This is a genomic window from Pustulibacterium marinum (genome assembly GCF_900116665.1).
Taxonomy (GTDB): domain Bacteria; phylum Bacteroidota; class Bacteroidia; order Flavobacteriales; family Flavobacteriaceae; genus Pustulibacterium; species Pustulibacterium marinum.
On the sequence record NZ_FPBK01000001.1, the window covers coordinates 410,566 to 427,472 of the forward strand.

Below are 16,907 nucleotides of genomic sequence, written 5' to 3' on the forward strand. Positions count from 1 at the left end.
AAACCCTCTAACAATTTGCTAGAGGGTTTTTCCATTATTGTATCTTAAACTGAACGATAAAATTAAGGATTCGTTGCCATAGTTCCGTTAGAAACCCAATTGTTTACACTTACAATTGCGTTATCATCATAAGTAACTTCACTTAGCTTATCATTATTCCAAAAAAGCCAAGTACCTACTTTTTTACCATCTTCATACGTTGCCACTGCTGTGCGATTTCCTTTGTTGTCATAAGCAACCCATTCTCCGTGCAACTTACCATCTTTAAAATAGCCTTGTTGAGTAACTACTCCTTCTGCATTTTTATATGTTGCCTTTACTAGGTCACCTGATTTCTCTAAAATAGGTTTTTCTTGTTGAGCAAATCCGCTTAACGTAAAAACCATAGCCAAAGTAAATAATATTCTTTTCATAACTTCTATCTTAAAAGTTTCACTTCCTTTACATTTCTGTAACAAATATAAGTAATTTTTACATTCAAATTACATTCACGTAACATTAAATTAACATTGAGATCGATTTTGGTAACATTTGTCAGTAAATTACCGCTAATTATCAAGGGTTCAAAAGGTTAAAAATCAATGCACTTTTTATTTACTTACATCAACTAACTTCTTACATTTGCACTTTCAAAACAGAATTCAAGAAAATGTATAGAAGTCATACTTGTGGTGAATTGCGTTCGTCACATATAAATCAAGAAGTTACACTTGCCGGCTGGGTTCAAAAAGTGCGTGATAAAGGTTTTATGATCTGGGTAGATGTTAGAGATCGTTATGGTATTACTCAGTTAATTTTTGATGAAGAAAGAACACCTGCTGATGTTTTTGAAAAAGCAAAAAGCCTAGGACGCGAATTTGTAATTCAAGTAAAAGGCGATGTTATTGAGCGTGAATCTAAGAATGCCAACATTGCTACTGGTGATATAGAAATTCTTGTAAAAGACTTAACTATACTAAATGGTGCAAAATTACCACCATTTACTATAGAAGATGAAACAGACGGGGGTGAAGACCTTCGTATGAAATATAGATATTTAGATATTCGTCGTAATCCTGTTAAAAATAGTTTGCTGTTTCGTCACAGTGTAGCTATGCAGGTGCGTAACTATCTATCTCAAGAGGGTTTCATAGAAGTAGAAACACCTTATTTAATTAAATCTACTCCAGAAGGAGCTCGTGATTTTGTAGTGCCTTCTCGCATGAATGAAGGACAATTTTACGCTTTGCCACAATCGCCACAAACTTTTAAGCAGTTATTAATGGTAGGCGGTATGGATAAATATTTCCAAATAGTGAAATGTTTCCGTGACGAAGATTTACGTGCAGACCGTCAACCAGAGTTCACGCAAATAGACTGTGAACTTGCGTTTGTAGAACAAGAAGACATTCTAAATATTTTTGAAGGATTAACTAGAAATCTTTTAAAAGAAATTAGAGGAGTAGAAATAGAAAAATTCCCAAGAATGACGTTTGCCGATGCTATGCGTAAGTATGGTAACGACAAACCGGATATTCGTTTTGGGATGGAGTTTGGTGAACTGAATGAAGTTGCTCAACACAAAGATTTCAAGGTATTTAACGATGCTGAACTCGTAGTAGGTATTGCAGTTCCTGGAGCGGCTTCTTACACTAGAAAAGAGATTGATAAATTAATCGATTGGGTAAAGCGTCCACAAGTTGGAGCGCTTGGAATGGTGTATGTAAAGTGTAATGAAGATGGAAGCTTCAAATCTTCCGTAGATAAATTCTACGATGAGGCAGATTTAGCAAAATGGGCAGAAGCAACAGGCGCAAAAGCAGGTGATTTAATCTGTATTTTATCTGGAAACACCAATAAAGTAAGAGCTCAATTGAGTGCCTTACGTATGGAAATGGCAACACGTTTAGGGTTACGTAAATCAGATGAGTTTGCTCCACTTTGGGTTGTAGATTTTCCACTATTGGAATGGGACGAGGAAACTGAACGTTACCATGCAATGCACCACCCATTTACATCACCAAAACCAGAGGATTTTGATAAATTAGAAACCGCTCCGGGAGAAGTAAGAGCCAATGCTTACGATTTGGTATTGAACGGAAACGAAATTGGTGGTGGTTCTATCAGAATACATGACAAAGAATTACAAAGTCGTATGTTCTCTTTATTAGGATTTACTCCTGAAGAAGCAGAAGCACAGTTTGGATTCTTAATGAATGCTTTTCAATACGGTGCACCGCCACACGGTGGTCTTGCTTTTGGTTTTGACCGTTTGGTAGCTATTTTAGGAGGACAAGAAACCATTCGTGATTTCATTGCATTCCCTAAAAATAATTCTGGTAGAGATGTGATGATCGATGCTCCTGCGAACATTGATGACGAACAGTTGAAAGAATTACACATTAAGCTGAATTTATAAAAGTGAACCCAATCCCGCATGCAGCGGGATTTTTTTACCATTTTTCGTATGCCACTTACTCAAAAAAAATCGGTATTGACAAGATTCTTGCTATGGAAAACAAAACACATAGCGCCACAGAATTTTGTATATATCCTGAGTGTTTTGGTCGGTTTAATTGCCGGATTGGGTGCTGTAATTCTTAAGAATACAACACACTTTATTCAACATTTAATGGAAGGAAAAGTAGTGGGTGAATACCATCATGCATTCTACTTTTTGTTTCCTATTATTGGTTTAAGTATCACGTTTCTTATTAAGAAATATGTGATACGCCGTGATTTTGGCCATGGTATTCCAACAACGTTAAGAGCTATCGCCAAGAAGAAAGGAATTATGAAGCGCTATTCTATGTTTAGTGCATTGTTAACCGCCCCTTTCACTGTTGGTTTTGGTGGTTCTGTAGGTTTGGAAGGACCAACGGTTTCCACGGCAGCAGCTATTAGTTCTAATATTTCAAGATTGTTTCATACCAATCAATCCACTAGAACTTTATTGATAAGTTGTGCTTCCACAGGTGCTATTGCTTGTATTTTCAAAGCTCCTATTGCTGCTATCATTTTTGCTATTGAAGTTTTCAGTTTAGACCTTACCTTGTCTTCTTTACTTCCTTTGCTATTATCATCTATTTCGGGAGTTTTACTTTCTTATTTCTTTTATGGAGCCGATACTATTTTACCTTTTGAATTGGTAGGGAGATTTGCTTTGTACCAAGTTCCATTCTTTATTGTATTCGGAATTTTAACCGCATTGACATCTATCTATTTTACAAAGGTATATGCATTTTTTCATGACTTTTTTGATAGTATTCAATCTCCCATTAAACGATTATTACTTGGTGGCCTCGGCCTTGGGGTTATTGTATTCTTTGTGCCTCCGCTCTACGGGGAAGGCTTTGATGTGATCAATAATATGGTTACCGGAAATTATATGGATACAGTTTCTAACAACTTCCTGCATTTAGAAATTTCAAATGAGTGGGTTGTTGTTGGGTTACTTTTTGGATTGGTACTTTTCAAAATCATAGCCAGTGCACTTACTTTTGGTGCCGGTGGTATTGGAGGTATTTTTTCACCAAGTTTGTATATGGGGTCTGTTTTAGGATTTGGTTTTGCTAGATTGGTAAATACATTTCATGTGATAAGATATGAGCTTTCCGAAAGTAATTTTGCACTTATTGGAATGGCTGGGGTTTTAGGAGGCGTTTTGCAAGCTCCTTTAACAGCTATCTTCTTAATTGCAGAATTAACAGGAGGATACAAACTTTTCATTCCATTGATGATTACGGTGGCTATTTGCTTTGCAATAACCAAATACTTTTTACCATATTCTGTGTATAGCATGGAGTTGGCAAGGAAAGGAGATTTGATCACACATGATAAAGATCAGGCAGTTTTAACGCTAATGAACATGGAAAGTTTGATAGAAACTAAATTTGTTCCTGTAAATCCTGAAATGAATTTGGGAGAAATAGTTCACAAAGCGGTGGTAAAATCAAACCGAAATATTTTCCCTGTTATAGACAAGAGCGATAATTCACTTCAAGGAGTTATTCTGCTCGATGACATTCGTCCGGTAATGTTTAATCAAGATTTGTATGAAGAAATGACGGCTGCTGATGTAATGCAAAATGCACCGGCGGTAATTGATTTAGACGAAGACCGAATGTCTGATGTAATGCAGAAGTTCCAAGACAGTAGTGCATGGAATCTACCGGTAATCAGTGAAAATAAATATGTTGGGTTCATTTCAAAATCCAAGCTTTTAACGGCGTATCGACGTAAATTGATCACGTTTACCCAACAATAAATTGGATTTCATCTTATGAAAAAAGTAATTGTAATACTATTTATACTCATTCTTGGAGCCATCATTTATGGTTTTTATACTAAAAACTATATTGATGTTGCTCAGGGAGAACGCATTATTGGAATTAGTATTTTAGCAACTTCATTTATTCTTATGCCACTGTTTATTTACCATAGATGGAAAGGTAAGGATATTAGAAATTACATGCTTACCAAGGAAAATCTGGATAAGATGAATCAAAAAGATGATCAGAAAAAATCTAAAAAACACTGATTATCAATAATTTTTCAAAAAAATAATCCTAAGTATACGTACAGTCTCATTATTAAACTGTACTTTTAGACCTTTAAATTTTTTATTACATTTTTATAATGACAGGTACAGTTAAATTTTTCAATGAATCAAAGGGATTCGGATTCATTACTAACGACGAAACAGGTAAAGACATTTTTGTTCACGTAACAGCTTTAAATGGAGTTATCTTAACAGACGGAACCAAAGTAGAATATTCAGAAGAAGAAGGAAGAAAAGGATTAGTTGCAACTAACGTACAAGTTATCGGCTAATTTTTCAACGATATATATTTTATTTTGAATAAAGCGCGACCCTTGGGTTGCGCTTTATTATTTTAATTCAAGTTTCGTTTTTCAATAAAAAAACGTTTCATAAGTGAGGCAGCTTCTTCATGAAGTACTCCACCTTTTATTTCAGTTTTTGGATGCATTTGTGTACCCATAACGCCACATCCTCTTTGGGTATCGGTAGCGCCATAAATCACTTTACTTATTTGACTCCAATACAATGCACCAGCGCACATTTGGCATGGCTCTAGCGTAACATAAAGTGTGCAATTTTTCAAATACTTACCACCTAAAAAATTAGCAGCAGCAGTAATTGCTTGCATTTCGGCATGTGCAGTAACATCGTTCAATGTTTCCGTTAGATTGTGTGCTCTTGCTATTATTCGATTATCTACTACAATGACTGCTCCTACAGGAATTTCGCCTTTTTCAAAAGCAATTTCAGCTTCCTGTAATGCTTTCTTCATAAAATAACTATCGTCAAAAATGTTTTCCATTTTACAAAAGTAATTGAAAAAGATTTGGCAGGATGTTTGATACCCTAACTTTAATCTAACTAATTGCTTATGAAATCTTTCAGCGGAATAGCTATTCCAAATCCTTGTCACGAAAACTGGGAAGAAATGTCTAAAGTTGATAAAGGTAAATTTTGTAGCAAGTGTGCTAAAACGGTTATAGATTTTACCAAAATGCCCCAGCAAGAAATTTCAAACTACTTATCTAACAAAAGAGGTGAGAAAATATGTGGGAGGTTTACAAATGATCAACTAGATCAAATAACTATCGAAATCCCTACAGAAGTTTTTTATAAAACATATAGCTTCAGAAAAAGTTTTATGCTGCTTTTACTCATTGTAATGGGAGGTACATTCTTTAGTTGCGAAACAGTTACCAACAACAACTCAATGTTAGGAAAGGTAATTGTAACCGATACTATCACCAAAACAGATTCCACAACGGTAAACCCTATTCAAATTGACACTACTTCTACAGTAAAAATAGGAGAATCTATTATAAACGATTCGGTAAAATGTACTACCGAATCAGCAAAGAAAACTTTAGAAATTCCAGAAATAGTTACAACAGGTGAAGTTGTTGAGGTTGCTTTGATGGGAGATGTTGAATATGTAGACCCAACTCTAACTGAATTCAATATTACATCTGTTGATAAAGTACCAGAATTTATGGATACGAATACCTCTCAAAACGCGAATACAACTGCAACAAAACTGTTTATAGAAAATATACAGCAAGTTTACGATAAGCACTTAAATAAAGAACTATTACAACGCATCTTTAAAGATTCTAATACTACTCATCAACGGGTGTATGCCGAGTTTATAGTAGATACTTTAGGTTACATAAGCCTAAAACAAGTGAGAACAAACAATCCTCTTTTACAGGATTATACCAACAAGTTTTGTGAATTCTTACCACGAGTTGTTCCTGGTGAGCATAATCACAAAAAAGTAGCAGTAAATTTTGCATGTCCTTTTATATTAACAAGGGAAAAATTATAAATAATTGTAATTTTGCCGCCTGAATGGCCTCCGACTTATTAAAAAATATCACTTATCCTGCAGATTTACGTCAATTGAGTATCTCTGATCTTCCGCAATTGGCAAAAGAATTACGGGAGTTTATCATTGATATTGTAGCCACAAAAGAAGGTCACTTGGGAGCTAGTTTGGGAGTTGTAGAACTTACCATTGCTATTCATTATGTGTTTGATACACCAACCGATCAACTTGTTTGGGATGTAGGTCATCAAGCTTATGGTCACAAGATATTAACAGGACGAAAGGAAATATTTCATACCAACAGACAGTTTGGAGGAATCAGTGGTTTTCCAAAACGCTCTGAAAGCGTGTACGATACTTTTGGGACTGGGCATTCCTCTACCAGTATTTCTGCTGCTTTGGGGATGGCTATCGCCTCTCAACTCAAAGGAGAAACCAACAAGCATCATATTGCAGTTATTGGAGATGCCTCTATTGCTAGTGGCATGGCCTTTGAAGGTCTCAATCATGGTGGGGTAACTGATAGTAATTTATTGGTGATTCTCAATGATAATGCAATAGGAATAGACCCTAGTGTTGGTGCTTTAAAAGAATATTTAACTAACGTAAAAGTTAACAAGCGTTTAGCGCATAACAATATTATCAAAGCCTTAAACTTTGATTACACAGGCCCAGTTGATGGTCATGATTTTGAAGCCCTTATTACTGAATTGCGTAGACTGAAAGCTATTAAAGGTCCTAAATTTCTTCATGTGATCACTACAAAAGGAAAAGGATTAAAACAGGCTGAAGAAGATCAAGTTACGTATCATGCTCCAGGAAAGTTTGATAAGCTTACAGGGGAGCGAATCATTAAAAAAGATACAGAACCACAACCACCAAAATACCAAGATGTATTTGGCCATACGCTGGTAACGTTAGCCCAACAAAACCCAAAGATTGTGGGTATTACTCCCGCTATGCCTACAGGAAGCTCTATGAAATATATGATTTCGGCTTTTCCTGAACGAGCTTTTGACGTTGGTATTGCCGAGCAACATGCGGTAACACTAGCAGCGGGTATGGCTACACAAGGAATGATACCTTTCTGTAATATTTATTCCACATTTTTGCAAAGAGCTTACGACCAAGTGATACATGATGTAGCCATCCAAGATCTTCCGGTAATTTTCTGTTTGGATAGAGCCGGACTTGTAGGGGCAGATGGCGCTACGCATCATGGAGTTTATGATCTTGCTTATTTGAATTGTATTCCAAATTTAATTATAGCTGCACCCCGCAATGAGGTAGCGCTACGAAATATGATGTACTCAGCTCAAGAAGGGCTGGAACATCCTATTGCTATACGCTACCCTAGGGGGAAAGGAGTATTAGTTGATTGGGAGCAACCTTTTGAATCTATACCAATTGGTACAGGGGAATGTTTGCAAGAAGGAACCAAAGTGGCTGTCCTTTCATTGGGCACTATTGCTAACAATGTTACGGAAGCTATTTATGAACTGAAGGATTCGTCCAATTTAATAGGGCATTATGATCTTCGTTTCTTAAAACCATTGGATGAGCAGCTTTTGCATACCATTTTCTCTAGTTATAGCCATATTGTTACCGTGGAAGATGGCTGTTTAACCGGAGGGTTTGGACAAACCATCGTTACTTTTGCTAATGACAATGGCTACTCACAAAAAATCATACAATTGGGAGTTCCCGACCAGTTTATTGAACACGGCAGTACAGATTTATTACAAGAAATTTGTAAGATTGACGTTTCATCTATTAAAACCACTATACAAAGCATTATAAATTAACGTTTTTGCTATGAGATTTTACCACATACTACTATTGCTATTGTTATTCTCCAGCATTGGAGTGAAGGCACAAGACTCTATAACCGTAAAACAAGTGCCTATAAAAGAACTTTTATCTTTAGAGTTTGACTATGGAAATAACAATGTAGATGCCGGAAAGGATAAGAAGAAAGAAAAGAAAAAGGAAATTCCAAAACCAACCTGGACCAAAACTAATAATTTAGGATTAAACTTAAGTGAGGTTGCCTTTATGAATTGGCAAGCCGGTGGTGAAAATGCTATTACTACTATTGGTAAGGGGAATTTTGTTAGAAAATATGTAGACCGCTATTTGCAATGGAACAATGAGTTGATTGTTCGTTATGGACTTAACATTCAAGAAGGTCAAAAGATCCGAAAGTCAGATGATGCGTTTCAATTCAACTCTACATTTGGTTACCGAAAAGATTCTATTTCTAATTGGTTTTATTCTGCTAAATTCAACTTTAATACACAAATGACCAACGGTTATAATTACCCTGACCGAGACAACCCTATATCGCGTTTGATGGCTCCAGGATATGTATTTACGGGTATTGGTATGGAGTATTCCAATGATGAGGATCAACTAACTGTATATCTTTCTCCTATGACATACAAAGCAACCTTTGTATTGGATCAAGATTTAGCAAACGATGGTGCATTCGGGGTACAAGGTGCTCGTTATGATGGTGATGGTAATGTGATAGAAGCCGGTGAAAAGTACTTTGGTGAGTTTGGTATTTTAGTAACTAATACCTGGGAAGAAAAGCTGGGTGAAAATATGGTGTTTAATAACCGATTAAGTTTGTATACCGATTATATCAATAGCTTTGGAAACATAGATATTGATTGGGAAATGACATTGGATCTTATTGTAAACAAATTTGTAAAGGCAAATATAGGCGTTCATACAAAGTATGATAACGATGTAAAGTTTAAAGAATCTGAAGATGAATACGGAAATGCCTATACATACGGACCTAAAATGCAGTTGAAACAGATACTGGGTGTAGGTGTTGTCTACGCATTCTAAACTCCAATTGTTATGATTATAAAAGCCGGAAAAATATGTTTTTCCGGCTTTGTTTTTTACTGAAAAAGTTCAGCAAATAAGCGGTATGATTTAATGCGTTCCTGATGATCAAATATGTGGGAAACTGCCATGATCTCATTGACACCAGTTTTTTCTATAAAGTCTTTTGCCTTTTCGCCAACGGTCTCTTTACTTCCTATAAAAGAATACGTAAGCATGCTCTCTGCTGCTTCTTTGTGATATGGACTCCAAATGGCATCCATATTGTCTACTGGCGGAGGCATTTTGCGGAGGTTACCAGTTACGATGCCTAAGAACATTTGCTTTAGCGTAGACGATAAATATTCAGCATGATTATCCGTATCGGCAGTAATGACATTTACACAGGCTATTACGTATGGCTCTTTTAGCTCTGCTGAGGGCTGAAAATTCTTTCTATAAATATCCAACGCTTCTAGGAACTGTTTGGGCGCAAAATGGCTTGCAAATACATACGGCACTCCCATACTAGCTGCTAAATAAGCACTATCTGTACTGGAACCTAAAATATATATGGGAACTTCAGCACCTTCGGCAATGAATGCACGCACTTTTTGCCCTTGATTGTTGCTGGCCATATACCTTTGAATCTTTTCAATCTCATATGGAAAGTGATGTGCAGCCGTCATACGGTCACTACGAATAGCAGCAGCGGTATCAGGATCGGTGCCTGGGGCTCTTCCTAATCCAAGGTCAATCCTTCCGGGGAATAATGCTTCCAGTGTACCTATCTGTTCTGCTACGATCAAAGGAGAATGGTTGGGCAACATAATTCCGCCAGAACCTACCCTGATCTTTTCAGTATGATTGGCAATGTGATTCATCAACAGTGTAGTGGCAGCACTTGCTATATTGGGCATACTGTGATGCTCTGCTAACCAAAATCTGTTATAGCCAAGTGCTTCTGTTTGTTGCGCTAGCTCAACACTGTTTTGGAATGCCTGCGTAACGGAGTTCCCTTCGGCAATAGGAATTAAGTCTAAAACCGAGATGGGAATATCATATAAAGGTGTATTGTTCATATACAATGCTTCTGATTAAGACACCAAAGTTATGAAACGATGTTTTGAGTTTCCTTAAAAGGATGTGAAAGTGCTATTCTCTTTCGTCGAATGGTGGCTGAGAGTTCTATTAGATGTTCATTTTGTATTCGCTTATTGTATATTTATTTTTATTGGAGCTCATGATGTGTGTTCCACAGTTCATGACGCAAAACGAACCAAAAAGTCAAGGCTTATTATTAAAACTAAGGAAATGCTACGGTACTCTCCACCACAGATAAAACACAACTCCATTTGGGTGTTTATATCAGTGGTTAATACATCTTATACCTGCTATTTGTACATGGGAATGTGAGGAGTACTATTCTCTTTCGTTGAATGGTATGATGATTTCTTTTTCGAGATAGTTTTTGAGTCCGTTTAGGAGCATTGCCCAACAAAAGGAGGATCTGCGGAAGTGATGATTACATTCCGGCCAATTGATATGATAAAACTGGAGGAGTGTTCTGTCTTCTACCTCTTGTAAGCGAAAGCCAAATGTGGTGGGATTCCAGTCTTCATCTGCTTTGGTCATCTTTAATTCAAAATGGTAAGGTTTATCAGCAATTGTAACCTCAGCGAACCAATTGTAGTCTTCGGAGAAAAACAGGTTGTAAGTAGCTCCTGTTGTGGGCTCTCCAGTGCACTGAAGTGTCCACCAATTGTTTAGATGTTCCGGTAGGGTAATAGCGTTGTACACTTTTTCTACCGGAACTACTATCATTAGATCGTGATGTATGCTAAAGCTGTTGCTCATAGACTTCTATTTTAGCCACTGTTTTTTCAATGCATAGAATGTGTAGGCTAATAAAAAGATGCCAATTCCAATAATGATGATCGGGAAGATAAGGGAGGTTGGCCCCATGACATCTGCTACTTTCACAACAAAGATGGTATAGTACATTTGGACTAATACCGCCAATAGCGATATTAAGAATACATAATGCGATAATTTTTTTCTTAAGGACATAAGCAGGGCTGCGATAGCACCACTGATGGTTGCTATACCGTAAACAGTAGTAGACCATTCGGGAAATTGTGCTCGAAGGTTGCGTTCGGTTTCGGGCATTTGCGCTAGGAGTTCATCGGTTATCATAAGATCGCCAATGAAGGCCAATACGCCCATAACATTCCAAATAATGGCCAATGCCGAGATGATCCAAAAAGAGATAGGAGGTTTTACGCTGGTTGTTGTCATAAGATTTAGGTGCTTTGGTTTCTTAAATTTAATTAAAAAACTGAAGTAATCTCTCTTACTTTGGAAAAAAATATCATGGCAAAGTATGTTTATTTGTGACTATTCAAATGATATATACTCCCGTATTAAGTTCTTTACCAAGTATATCGAGGAGTGGTTGTAGTTTGTACGTAATTACTATGTAGTATGTATGTAGTTAGTACGTGATTGGGTTACTATAACGTTACTACGAAGTTACTATAGCCTTACTATAAGGTTACTATACGCCGGGTGTTTTTTGAAGCAATTTTTGTAGTTGTTGGGGTGTGGAGTTACTTCTTTAGAAAGGTAGTGATTTTGGGTTAGATACTGGTAATGAGTAATTACTAATTCGTTATTTTGAATGTTAAATTATAAATGTTGAATGGTTTTTTGTTATTGTTTTGGAAGTACTAGCTAGAGGGTTGCACTAGTGGGTGGGGTAACCATGGAGATTTGCTTAAAGAGAAATGTAGGGTAAAAGACTACTTGCTTGTTGGAGTACTTTGTAAAACTATGAGCGAGACGCTGGAACTAGCTAGGAAATAAGTTAGATTTTAGAGGTACGAAGGGAGAAGTGTTATTTTGAATGTTGAATTATATATGGTGAATGGTTTTTTGTTATTGCCTTGGAAGTACGAGCGAGACGCTCGCACTAGCGGGGGCTAATGGGGTCAGCATACTCCTATTCTTCTTTTTGATGTCTAAATTGCCTGTAAACAATCATAAGTACCGTAAGAACAGCTACTATAAAAAAGCTATGTAGCACACTTTTCCATACCCCAAATCCGGATAGTAGTCCCACAATAAAAAACGGTACGAACAATGCAAGAAGTCGATATGTAAGAACTAAATACTTGTTCATATTAGAAATTTTTTTTCAACCAATTCAACGCCTTCTCAAAGTTTTCAGGTTTTTAAATTGAAATAACAAATATTCTTTTCAGTATGCTATAACTCATATTATGAAGGATTTATATTTTCTAAAAGTTCTGTTTTTATGTATTCTGTTTTCTGAAATTACTAAAACTCTTCACTCCTCAGTATTGCTACTGCCTAAAGATTTTTCTATGATATTACCGTTATGATTAATTATTATATAATATCCCCAATCAATAATTCTATCTGTACGTGGATACCCAATTAGATGAATATTTTTACTTCTGAACTCTAAAGAGGGGATATCCTCTTTTCTTTCCATTTCAGTTTTTTCATCAATCATTATTATTTGTGGTTTATTGTCAATTACCTCTGTTGAAAATTTATAATCATAATCAAAAACTATAGGGATGTATTCCCCATCAACATAGACATACCTATTTCCTTGTGCACATCTATTTAAAACGTCGTCGTCTTCATCTAGCTCTAGAAAATACAAAGTGCTAGATACACCGTCAGAATTTGTTAGAAGATACATTACATAATCTACAGTTTTGTTTTTTTCCAAAAAATCGTTTATTACATCTTCGGTTTGAATAGGAAATAAATAAGCAATCTTATTTGGGCCCATTTTTGAACTAGAACAACTCATCATAAAAAATGATGCTAAAAGAATGAATATGTACTTCATTTTATTTTCAATATTCAAAATATACTATTCGGTTTAAAAATATAGTCTATGAAAGTACGAGCGAGATATACACTACTCTTTCACGCGTACTCTATCAGTAGCGCGACCATGAAATTGTTTACCGTATTTATTTTCTATATTTATCTCTGCTGAAATAGTATTCACTTTATGATCTAAAGTAGTCCTGTATGTGAAATTACCTTTACTGTTTGTTAAGGCATCTGGGTTTACTTTTTTACCATTAACAATACTATCAAACTTTATAAAGTATTTTGCATTGCTGCTATAGGCTATCACAGAAAAAGTTTGTTCATAAACGGAACCTTTTTTGTAAGTATTATTCAAGCTTCTAGTATCTTTAAAATAAATGCTGTCAAAAACATATTTGCTGTTAATATCTGCCAATACGTTTCTTAGACTATCATTTTCCTTTTTTAAAAGTACCTTTTCTGTATCAATTTTCTCAGAGCAACTTACAAAAGCCAATGCAATGGCTGCTACAATCAAATGTTTATAGTTCATGCGTATCATTTTATCTGCTCAACTCACTTTTACCATCAAGAATTATTAACATGGTATCCATTTCTTTAAGGGCGTGCTGATACCCAATATCAAAAGCTTTGTCCATCATTTTGGTATCTAGAATACCTACGGAATAGATTTCCGGTGGTAAAAATACATAGTGACATTTTTCAAACTTTTGATAATAGTTAGAATCCATAGTAATGGAAATCACGCGTTGCAATAATTTGAAGGTACTATTGATGTCTTTATTCGTAACATCCGAAACCGGATTTACAAAACTCCCCATAGTTACATCGCAGGTATCGCAAACAGGTTCGTATGGAAAGTTATTTAATAAGCCGCCATCGGAATATAATTGTCCGTTTATGTCTACCGGAGAAAAATAGGGCGGAAGCGCACACGAAGCCAATAGTGGCTTGATAAGATCTCCCGAATCAAAAAACTCCAGTTTCCCGGTGTTGAGGTTGGTGGCAGTAACCGTAATAGGAACTTGAAGTTCTTCAAAAGTGGTTACTTTAAAAAACTTATGAAATAAAGCTACGTACTTTTCGCTATCAATAATACCGGGTTTGTTCATAGCAAAAAGGTTGAGTGCAAACACGGGTGTTTCTTTAAAAAATGCCATCATATCATCGGGGTGATGTCCTGTGGCATACAAAGCCGCAATGAGCGAACCTCCACTAGTGCCGGCCAGGCAATTGGGCTGTCGGCCGTGTTCTAACAATGCTTTGAGTAAGCCGGCATGTGCCAAGGCTCTAATACCACCGCCAGATAATACCATGCCAAAAGTAGGTTGCGGAGTTGTGTTGTCTTGCTTCTTAAATAGCTGTAATAAACCCATGGTTTAAAGATACAATTTGTTGTGGGAAACAAATGTGAAATGATTGTTTAGATAAGTTTTATTTTCAAGACAGGTTTGACATTCTGCCTTCAAGAAGACTTACGATGGTATTCATTTCTTGGAGTGCATGTTGATATCCGGTGCTAAAGGCAAGATCTAGCATTTTTACATCTAGCATGCCTATTTTTTGAATGTTGGGAGCCAAAAATACGTAGTCACACTTTTTAAATTTTTCGTAATAGTTGGCATCCATGCTAATGTGATATACACGTTGTAATAACCTAAATGTAGTGCTAATATCCGCCTTTTCAATTGGTGTCACTGGGTTTACAAAACTTCCCAGAATAATATCACAACTATCTTGTAGAGGTTCTACCGGAAAGTTGTTCATCACACCACCATCAGAATACAGTTCGCCATTCATCTCAACCGGAGAAAAATAGGGTGGTACGGCACTACTGGCTACTAAGGGTTTGATGAGTTCTCCTGAATTAAAATATTCCAAAGTACCGCTGGTAATGTTGGTCGCAGCAATGGTAGTAGGTATGTGTAAAGCTTCGAAAGTATCTTTGGTGAAAAATTTTCTAAAGAGTTGATCGTATTTCTCGCTGTCAATGAGTCCGGGTTTTTTAAGGGCAACCAACGAAAAACTAAACAAAGGCGTTTCCTTGAAGAAGGCCAACATTTCATCGGGATGATAACCACTGGCATATAGGGTCGCTACCAAAGCGCCACCACTAGTTCCTGATAGTTGATCCGGGTAAATGCCCACTTCTAAAAGAGCTTTTATAAAACCTGCGTGGGCCAAAGCACGCACACCTCCGCCGGATAGTACCAATCCTAGTTTTGCTGTATTTGTTGAGGTCAATTTCATGATTTCATAGCATGATTATACACAAATATAATCATTGTTATTGTGTTTTTTATAGTTAGAAGTGATTTGTAACTGCTGCTTGTTTTTTGCGTTAAACTTATGATAAAAAGAAACGCTCCTTGGTAGAACGGTTGTACTAGATTATGGATTGCCGTACATTTATTCTTTCAAAATAAAATAACAAACACATGCATATAGTTATTTACGGCCTCGGTGGCGTGGGCGGTTATTTCGGAGGAAAACTTGCCAAAGCAGGAAATAATGTTACTTTCATTGCCCGTGGCGCTCATCTAAAAGCAGTTCAGGAATACGGACTCCAAGTAAAAAGTATCGATGGTGATTTTACCATACAACCAACCTTAGCTACCGATACTATAAGCGATGTGCCGAAGGCAGATCTTGTAATTCTATCGGTGAAGTCATGGCAAATACCAGAAATAGCGGAACAACTAAAGCCTATTTTGCACTCAGATAGTGCGGTATTACCGCTACAGAATGGAGCCGATAATGTAGAAAAATTAGTAGAAGTATTGCCGGAGCACCAAGTCTTGGGTGGCTTTTGTAAAATATACAGCAAGAAAGAAACCGATGGAGTGATTGATCATTTTGGAGTTTCTCCGGCTGAAGTAGTGTTGGGAGAATTAAATAATAAAAAGACTGAAAGAGTAGCGGCAATCGCTCGGTTATTCAATGAAGCCGGCTGTTTGGGAACTGTGGCAGAAGATATTCAAAAACGCATATGGAGTAAGTTTATCTTTATTACCACAGTGAGTGCCATTGGCGGACTTACAAGAGTGAGTATAGGAGCTATGCGAGATGTGCCTTATTTATATGATGTATTGAAAAATACAGCGTTGGAAATTAAAGCCATAGCCAATGCCAAAGGCATAAACCTTACTGATGATGATATGGGAGCGCTTTTCAATTTTATTGATAAACAACCGTATGAGGCTACTGCTTCTACCCAGAGAGATATTATGGCTGGGCATCCTTCAGAATTGGAAAATTTTAATGGGTACATTGTCAAAGAAGGAAAACGTTTAGGAATTCCAACTCCGGTCAATGAATTTATTTATTACTGCTTAGTTCCTCAGGAAAAAATAGCCAGAACTTCATAACTCATTCAATTTCCGAACCCATGTGTCTGCTTCTGTTGCGGTGCTTACAAAGTTGCAGGGAATGGTAGTAAATTGCTGCACGTATTGTAAATCCTTTAGGTCTGAAAGTTCTTTGGATATCACTACAACCCATCGAGCATTTTCCTCTAAAACTTTCTTGTAGGTAACTAGAATCATGGGGTCAAAAGAGTGAGTGGCCGCTATATCGGTACGTAAAACCCAAATGCCCACGGCTTTTTCTCCATAGTGTTCATATTTTAGTTGTAGCGCTTGTAAAAAACTGGCCTCATCAAAATGCGAGGCGTTATGGAAATTCACCTCTATATATTCTTGGTGCAGCGTAAGGCGAAAACCATCTAAGTTATGAATGATCATTTCAGTGAGTTATTTCGTCAAAAATATATTCTTTTATTCTTTCAATGTGTGAAAGCTTTTATAAAAAAGCTACCCTACCAAAATAAAGTAGGGCAGCTTTCTC

At 36.6% G+C, this 16,907-nt stretch carries 18 protein-coding genes; 8 read left to right on the forward strand and 10 right to left on the reverse strand.

Features of this window, described 5'->3' with window-relative positions:
• Nucleotides 1–62: 62 nt before the first annotated feature.
• Nucleotides 63–413, reverse strand: a complete 351-nt coding sequence (locus tag BM383_RS01885) for a toxin-antitoxin system YwqK family antitoxin (RefSeq protein ID WP_093023412.1) — start codon at nucleotides 411–413, stop codon at nucleotides 63–65.
• Nucleotides 414–649: 236 nt separating this feature from the next.
• Here BM383_RS01885 and aspS point away from each other — a divergent pair, with 236 nt between their 5' ends.
• From aspS to BM383_RS01905, 4 genes are all read left to right on the forward strand, one after another.
• Entirely contained in the window at nucleotides 650–2,398 is a 1,749-nt protein-coding gene (gene aspS, locus BM383_RS01890; RefSeq protein WP_093022210.1) for an aspartate--tRNA ligase, read from the forward strand.
• A 48-nt stretch (nucleotides 2,399–2,446) separates the two neighbouring features.
• On the forward strand, nucleotides 2,447–4,246 hold the full coding sequence (locus BM383_RS01895; RefSeq protein WP_093023414.1) for a chloride channel protein: 1,800 nt from the start codon (nucleotides 2,447–2,449) through the stop codon (nucleotides 4,244–4,246).
• Between the two features lie 15 nt (nucleotides 4,247–4,261).
• Nucleotides 4,262–4,519, forward strand: a complete 258-nt coding sequence (locus tag BM383_RS01900) for a hypothetical protein (RefSeq protein ID WP_093022213.1) — start codon at nucleotides 4,262–4,264, stop codon at nucleotides 4,517–4,519.
• A 98-nt stretch (nucleotides 4,520–4,617) separates the two neighbouring features.
• Nucleotides 4,618–4,812 (forward strand): cold-shock protein, encoded by a 195-nt coding sequence (locus BM383_RS01905; protein WP_093022216.1) that lies wholly within the window; start codon nucleotides 4,618–4,620, stop codon nucleotides 4,810–4,812.
• A 62-nt stretch (nucleotides 4,813–4,874) separates the two neighbouring features.
• Here BM383_RS01905 and BM383_RS01910 read toward each other — a convergent pair whose 3' ends face one another.
• Nucleotides 4,875–5,324 (reverse strand): nucleoside deaminase, encoded by a 450-nt coding sequence (locus tag BM383_RS01910; protein WP_093022219.1) that lies wholly within the window; start codon nucleotides 5,322–5,324, stop codon nucleotides 4,875–4,877.
• Nucleotides 5,325–5,393: 69 nt separating this feature from the next.
• Here BM383_RS01910 and BM383_RS01915 point away from each other — a divergent pair, with 69 nt between their 5' ends.
• From BM383_RS01915 to BM383_RS01925, 3 genes are read left to right on the forward strand one after another with little or no spacing between them, the layout of a single operon-like run.
• On the forward strand, nucleotides 5,394–6,347 hold the full coding sequence (locus BM383_RS01915) for a hypothetical protein (protein ID WP_093022222.1): 954 nt from the start codon (nucleotides 5,394–5,396) through the stop codon (nucleotides 6,345–6,347).
• Nucleotides 6,348–6,370: 23 nt separating this feature from the next.
• Nucleotides 6,371–8,152, forward strand: a complete 1,782-nt coding sequence (gene dxs, locus BM383_RS01920) for a 1-deoxy-D-xylulose-5-phosphate synthase (protein ID WP_093022225.1) — start codon at nucleotides 6,371–6,373, stop codon at nucleotides 8,150–8,152.
• Between the two features lie 10 nt (nucleotides 8,153–8,162).
• Nucleotides 8,163–9,206: a DUF3078 domain-containing protein gene (locus BM383_RS01925; RefSeq protein ID WP_093022228.1), complete on the forward strand. Its 1,044-nt coding sequence runs from the start codon at nucleotides 8,163–8,165 to the stop codon at nucleotides 9,204–9,206.
• Nucleotides 9,207–9,262: 56 nt separating this feature from the next.
• Here the strand turns inward: BM383_RS01925 and BM383_RS01930 are convergent, their stop codons facing one another.
• The 7 genes from BM383_RS01930 to BM383_RS01965 form a co-directional block, all read right to left on the reverse strand.
• On the reverse strand, nucleotides 9,263–10,267 hold the full coding sequence (locus tag BM383_RS01930; protein ID WP_093022231.1) for an LLM class flavin-dependent oxidoreductase: 1,005 nt from the start codon (nucleotides 10,265–10,267) through the stop codon (nucleotides 9,263–9,265).
• A 340-nt stretch (nucleotides 10,268–10,607) separates the two neighbouring features.
• Nucleotides 10,608–11,042: an SRPBCC family protein gene (locus BM383_RS01935; protein WP_093022234.1), complete on the reverse strand. Its 435-nt coding sequence runs from the start codon at nucleotides 11,040–11,042 to the stop codon at nucleotides 10,608–10,610.
• A 6-nt stretch (nucleotides 11,043–11,048) separates the two neighbouring features.
• Nucleotides 11,049–11,483 (reverse strand): hypothetical protein, encoded by a 435-nt coding sequence (locus BM383_RS01940; protein ID WP_093022237.1) that lies wholly within the window; start codon nucleotides 11,481–11,483, stop codon nucleotides 11,049–11,051.
• Between the two features lie 1,051 nt (nucleotides 11,484–12,534).
• Nucleotides 12,535–13,071, reverse strand: coding sequence for a hypothetical protein (locus BM383_RS01950; protein WP_143106326.1), 537 nt, complete (start codon nucleotides 13,069–13,071; stop codon nucleotides 12,535–12,537).
• Nucleotides 13,072–13,143: 72 nt separating this feature from the next.
• On the reverse strand, nucleotides 13,144–13,593 hold the full coding sequence (locus BM383_RS01955) for a hypothetical protein (RefSeq protein ID WP_143106327.1): 450 nt from the start codon (nucleotides 13,591–13,593) through the stop codon (nucleotides 13,144–13,146).
• 10 nt (nucleotides 13,594–13,603) lie between these two features.
• Nucleotides 13,604–14,437 carry a patatin-like phospholipase family protein gene (locus tag BM383_RS01960; protein WP_093022249.1) on the reverse strand — a complete coding sequence of 278 codons (834 nt, stop codon included), beginning with the start codon at nucleotides 14,435–14,437 and terminating at the stop codon, nucleotides 13,604–13,606.
• A 64-nt stretch (nucleotides 14,438–14,501) separates the two neighbouring features.
• Nucleotides 14,502–15,311: a patatin-like phospholipase family protein gene (locus BM383_RS01965; RefSeq protein WP_093022251.1), complete on the reverse strand. Its 810-nt coding sequence runs from the start codon at nucleotides 15,309–15,311 to the stop codon at nucleotides 14,502–14,504.
• Nucleotides 15,312–15,499: 188 nt separating this feature from the next.
• Between BM383_RS01965 and BM383_RS01970 the strand changes: the two genes are divergently transcribed.
• On the forward strand, nucleotides 15,500–16,429 hold the full coding sequence (locus tag BM383_RS01970; RefSeq protein WP_093022254.1) for a ketopantoate reductase family protein: 930 nt from the start codon (nucleotides 15,500–15,502) through the stop codon (nucleotides 16,427–16,429).
• On the opposite strand, the gene BM383_RS01975 is transcribed toward BM383_RS01970, so the two are convergent.
• Nucleotides 16,424–16,804: a hypothetical protein gene (locus BM383_RS01975; protein WP_093022257.1), complete on the reverse strand. Its 381-nt coding sequence runs from the start codon at nucleotides 16,802–16,804 to the stop codon at nucleotides 16,424–16,426. The two genes, BM383_RS01970 and BM383_RS01975, sit on opposite strands and share 6 nt — an antisense overlap.
• Between the last annotated feature and the right edge of the window lie 103 nt (nucleotides 16,805–16,907).

Bases quoted from the DNA above. Each gene is read 5' to 3' on its own strand.
- aspS (WP_093022210.1), top strand. From the start codon at position 650: ATGTATAGAAGTCATACTTGTGGTGAATTGCGTTCGTCACATATAAAT.
- BM383_RS01955 (WP_143106327.1), bottom strand. From the start codon at position 13,593: ATGAACTATAAACATTTGATTGTAGCAGCCATTGCATTGGCTTTTGTA.
- BM383_RS01970 (WP_093022254.1), top strand. From the start codon at position 15,500: ATGCATATAGTTATTTACGGCCTCGGTGGCGTGGGCGGTTATTTCGGA.
- BM383_RS01975 (WP_093022257.1), bottom strand. From the start codon at position 16,804: ATGATCATTCATAACTTAGATGGTTTTCGCCTTACGCTGCACCAAGAA.
- BM383_RS01930 (WP_093022231.1), bottom strand. From the start codon at position 10,267: ATGAACAATACACCTTTATATGATATTCCCATCTCGGTTTTAGACTTA.
- BM383_RS01915 (WP_093022222.1), top strand. From the start codon at position 5,394: ATGAAATCTTTCAGCGGAATAGCTATTCCAAATCCTTGTCACGAAAAC.
- BM383_RS01900 (WP_093022213.1), top strand. From the start codon at position 4,262: ATGAAAAAAGTAATTGTAATACTATTTATACTCATTCTTGGAGCCATC.
- BM383_RS01895 (WP_093023414.1), top strand. From the start codon at position 2,447: ATGCCACTTACTCAAAAAAAATCGGTATTGACAAGATTCTTGCTATGG.
- BM383_RS01960 (WP_093022249.1), bottom strand. From the start codon at position 14,437: ATGGGTTTATTACAGCTATTTAAGAAGCAAGACAACACAACTCCGCAA.
- BM383_RS01905 (WP_093022216.1), top strand. From the start codon at position 4,618: ATGACAGGTACAGTTAAATTTTTCAATGAATCAAAGGGATTCGGATTC.
- BM383_RS01940 (WP_093022237.1), bottom strand. From the start codon at position 11,483: ATGACAACAACCAGCGTAAAACCTCCTATCTCTTTTTGGATCATCTCG.
- BM383_RS01925 (WP_093022228.1), top strand. From the start codon at position 8,163: ATGAGATTTTACCACATACTACTATTGCTATTGTTATTCTCCAGCATT.
- dxs (WP_093022225.1), top strand. From the start codon at position 6,371: ATGGCCTCCGACTTATTAAAAAATATCACTTATCCTGCAGATTTACGT.
- BM383_RS01910 (WP_093022219.1), bottom strand. From the start codon at position 5,324: ATGGAAAACATTTTTGACGATAGTTATTTTATGAAGAAAGCATTACAG.
- BM383_RS01935 (WP_093022234.1), bottom strand. From the start codon at position 11,042: ATGAGCAACAGCTTTAGCATACATCACGATCTAATGATAGTAGTTCCG.
- BM383_RS01885 (WP_093023412.1), bottom strand. From the start codon at position 413: ATGAAAAGAATATTATTTACTTTGGCTATGGTTTTTACGTTAAGCGGA.
- BM383_RS01950 (WP_143106326.1), bottom strand. From the start codon at position 13,071: ATGAAGTACATATTCATTCTTTTAGCATCATTTTTTATGATGAGTTGT.
- BM383_RS01965 (WP_093022251.1), bottom strand. From the start codon at position 15,311: ATGAAATTGACCTCAACAAATACAGCAAAACTAGGATTGGTACTATCC.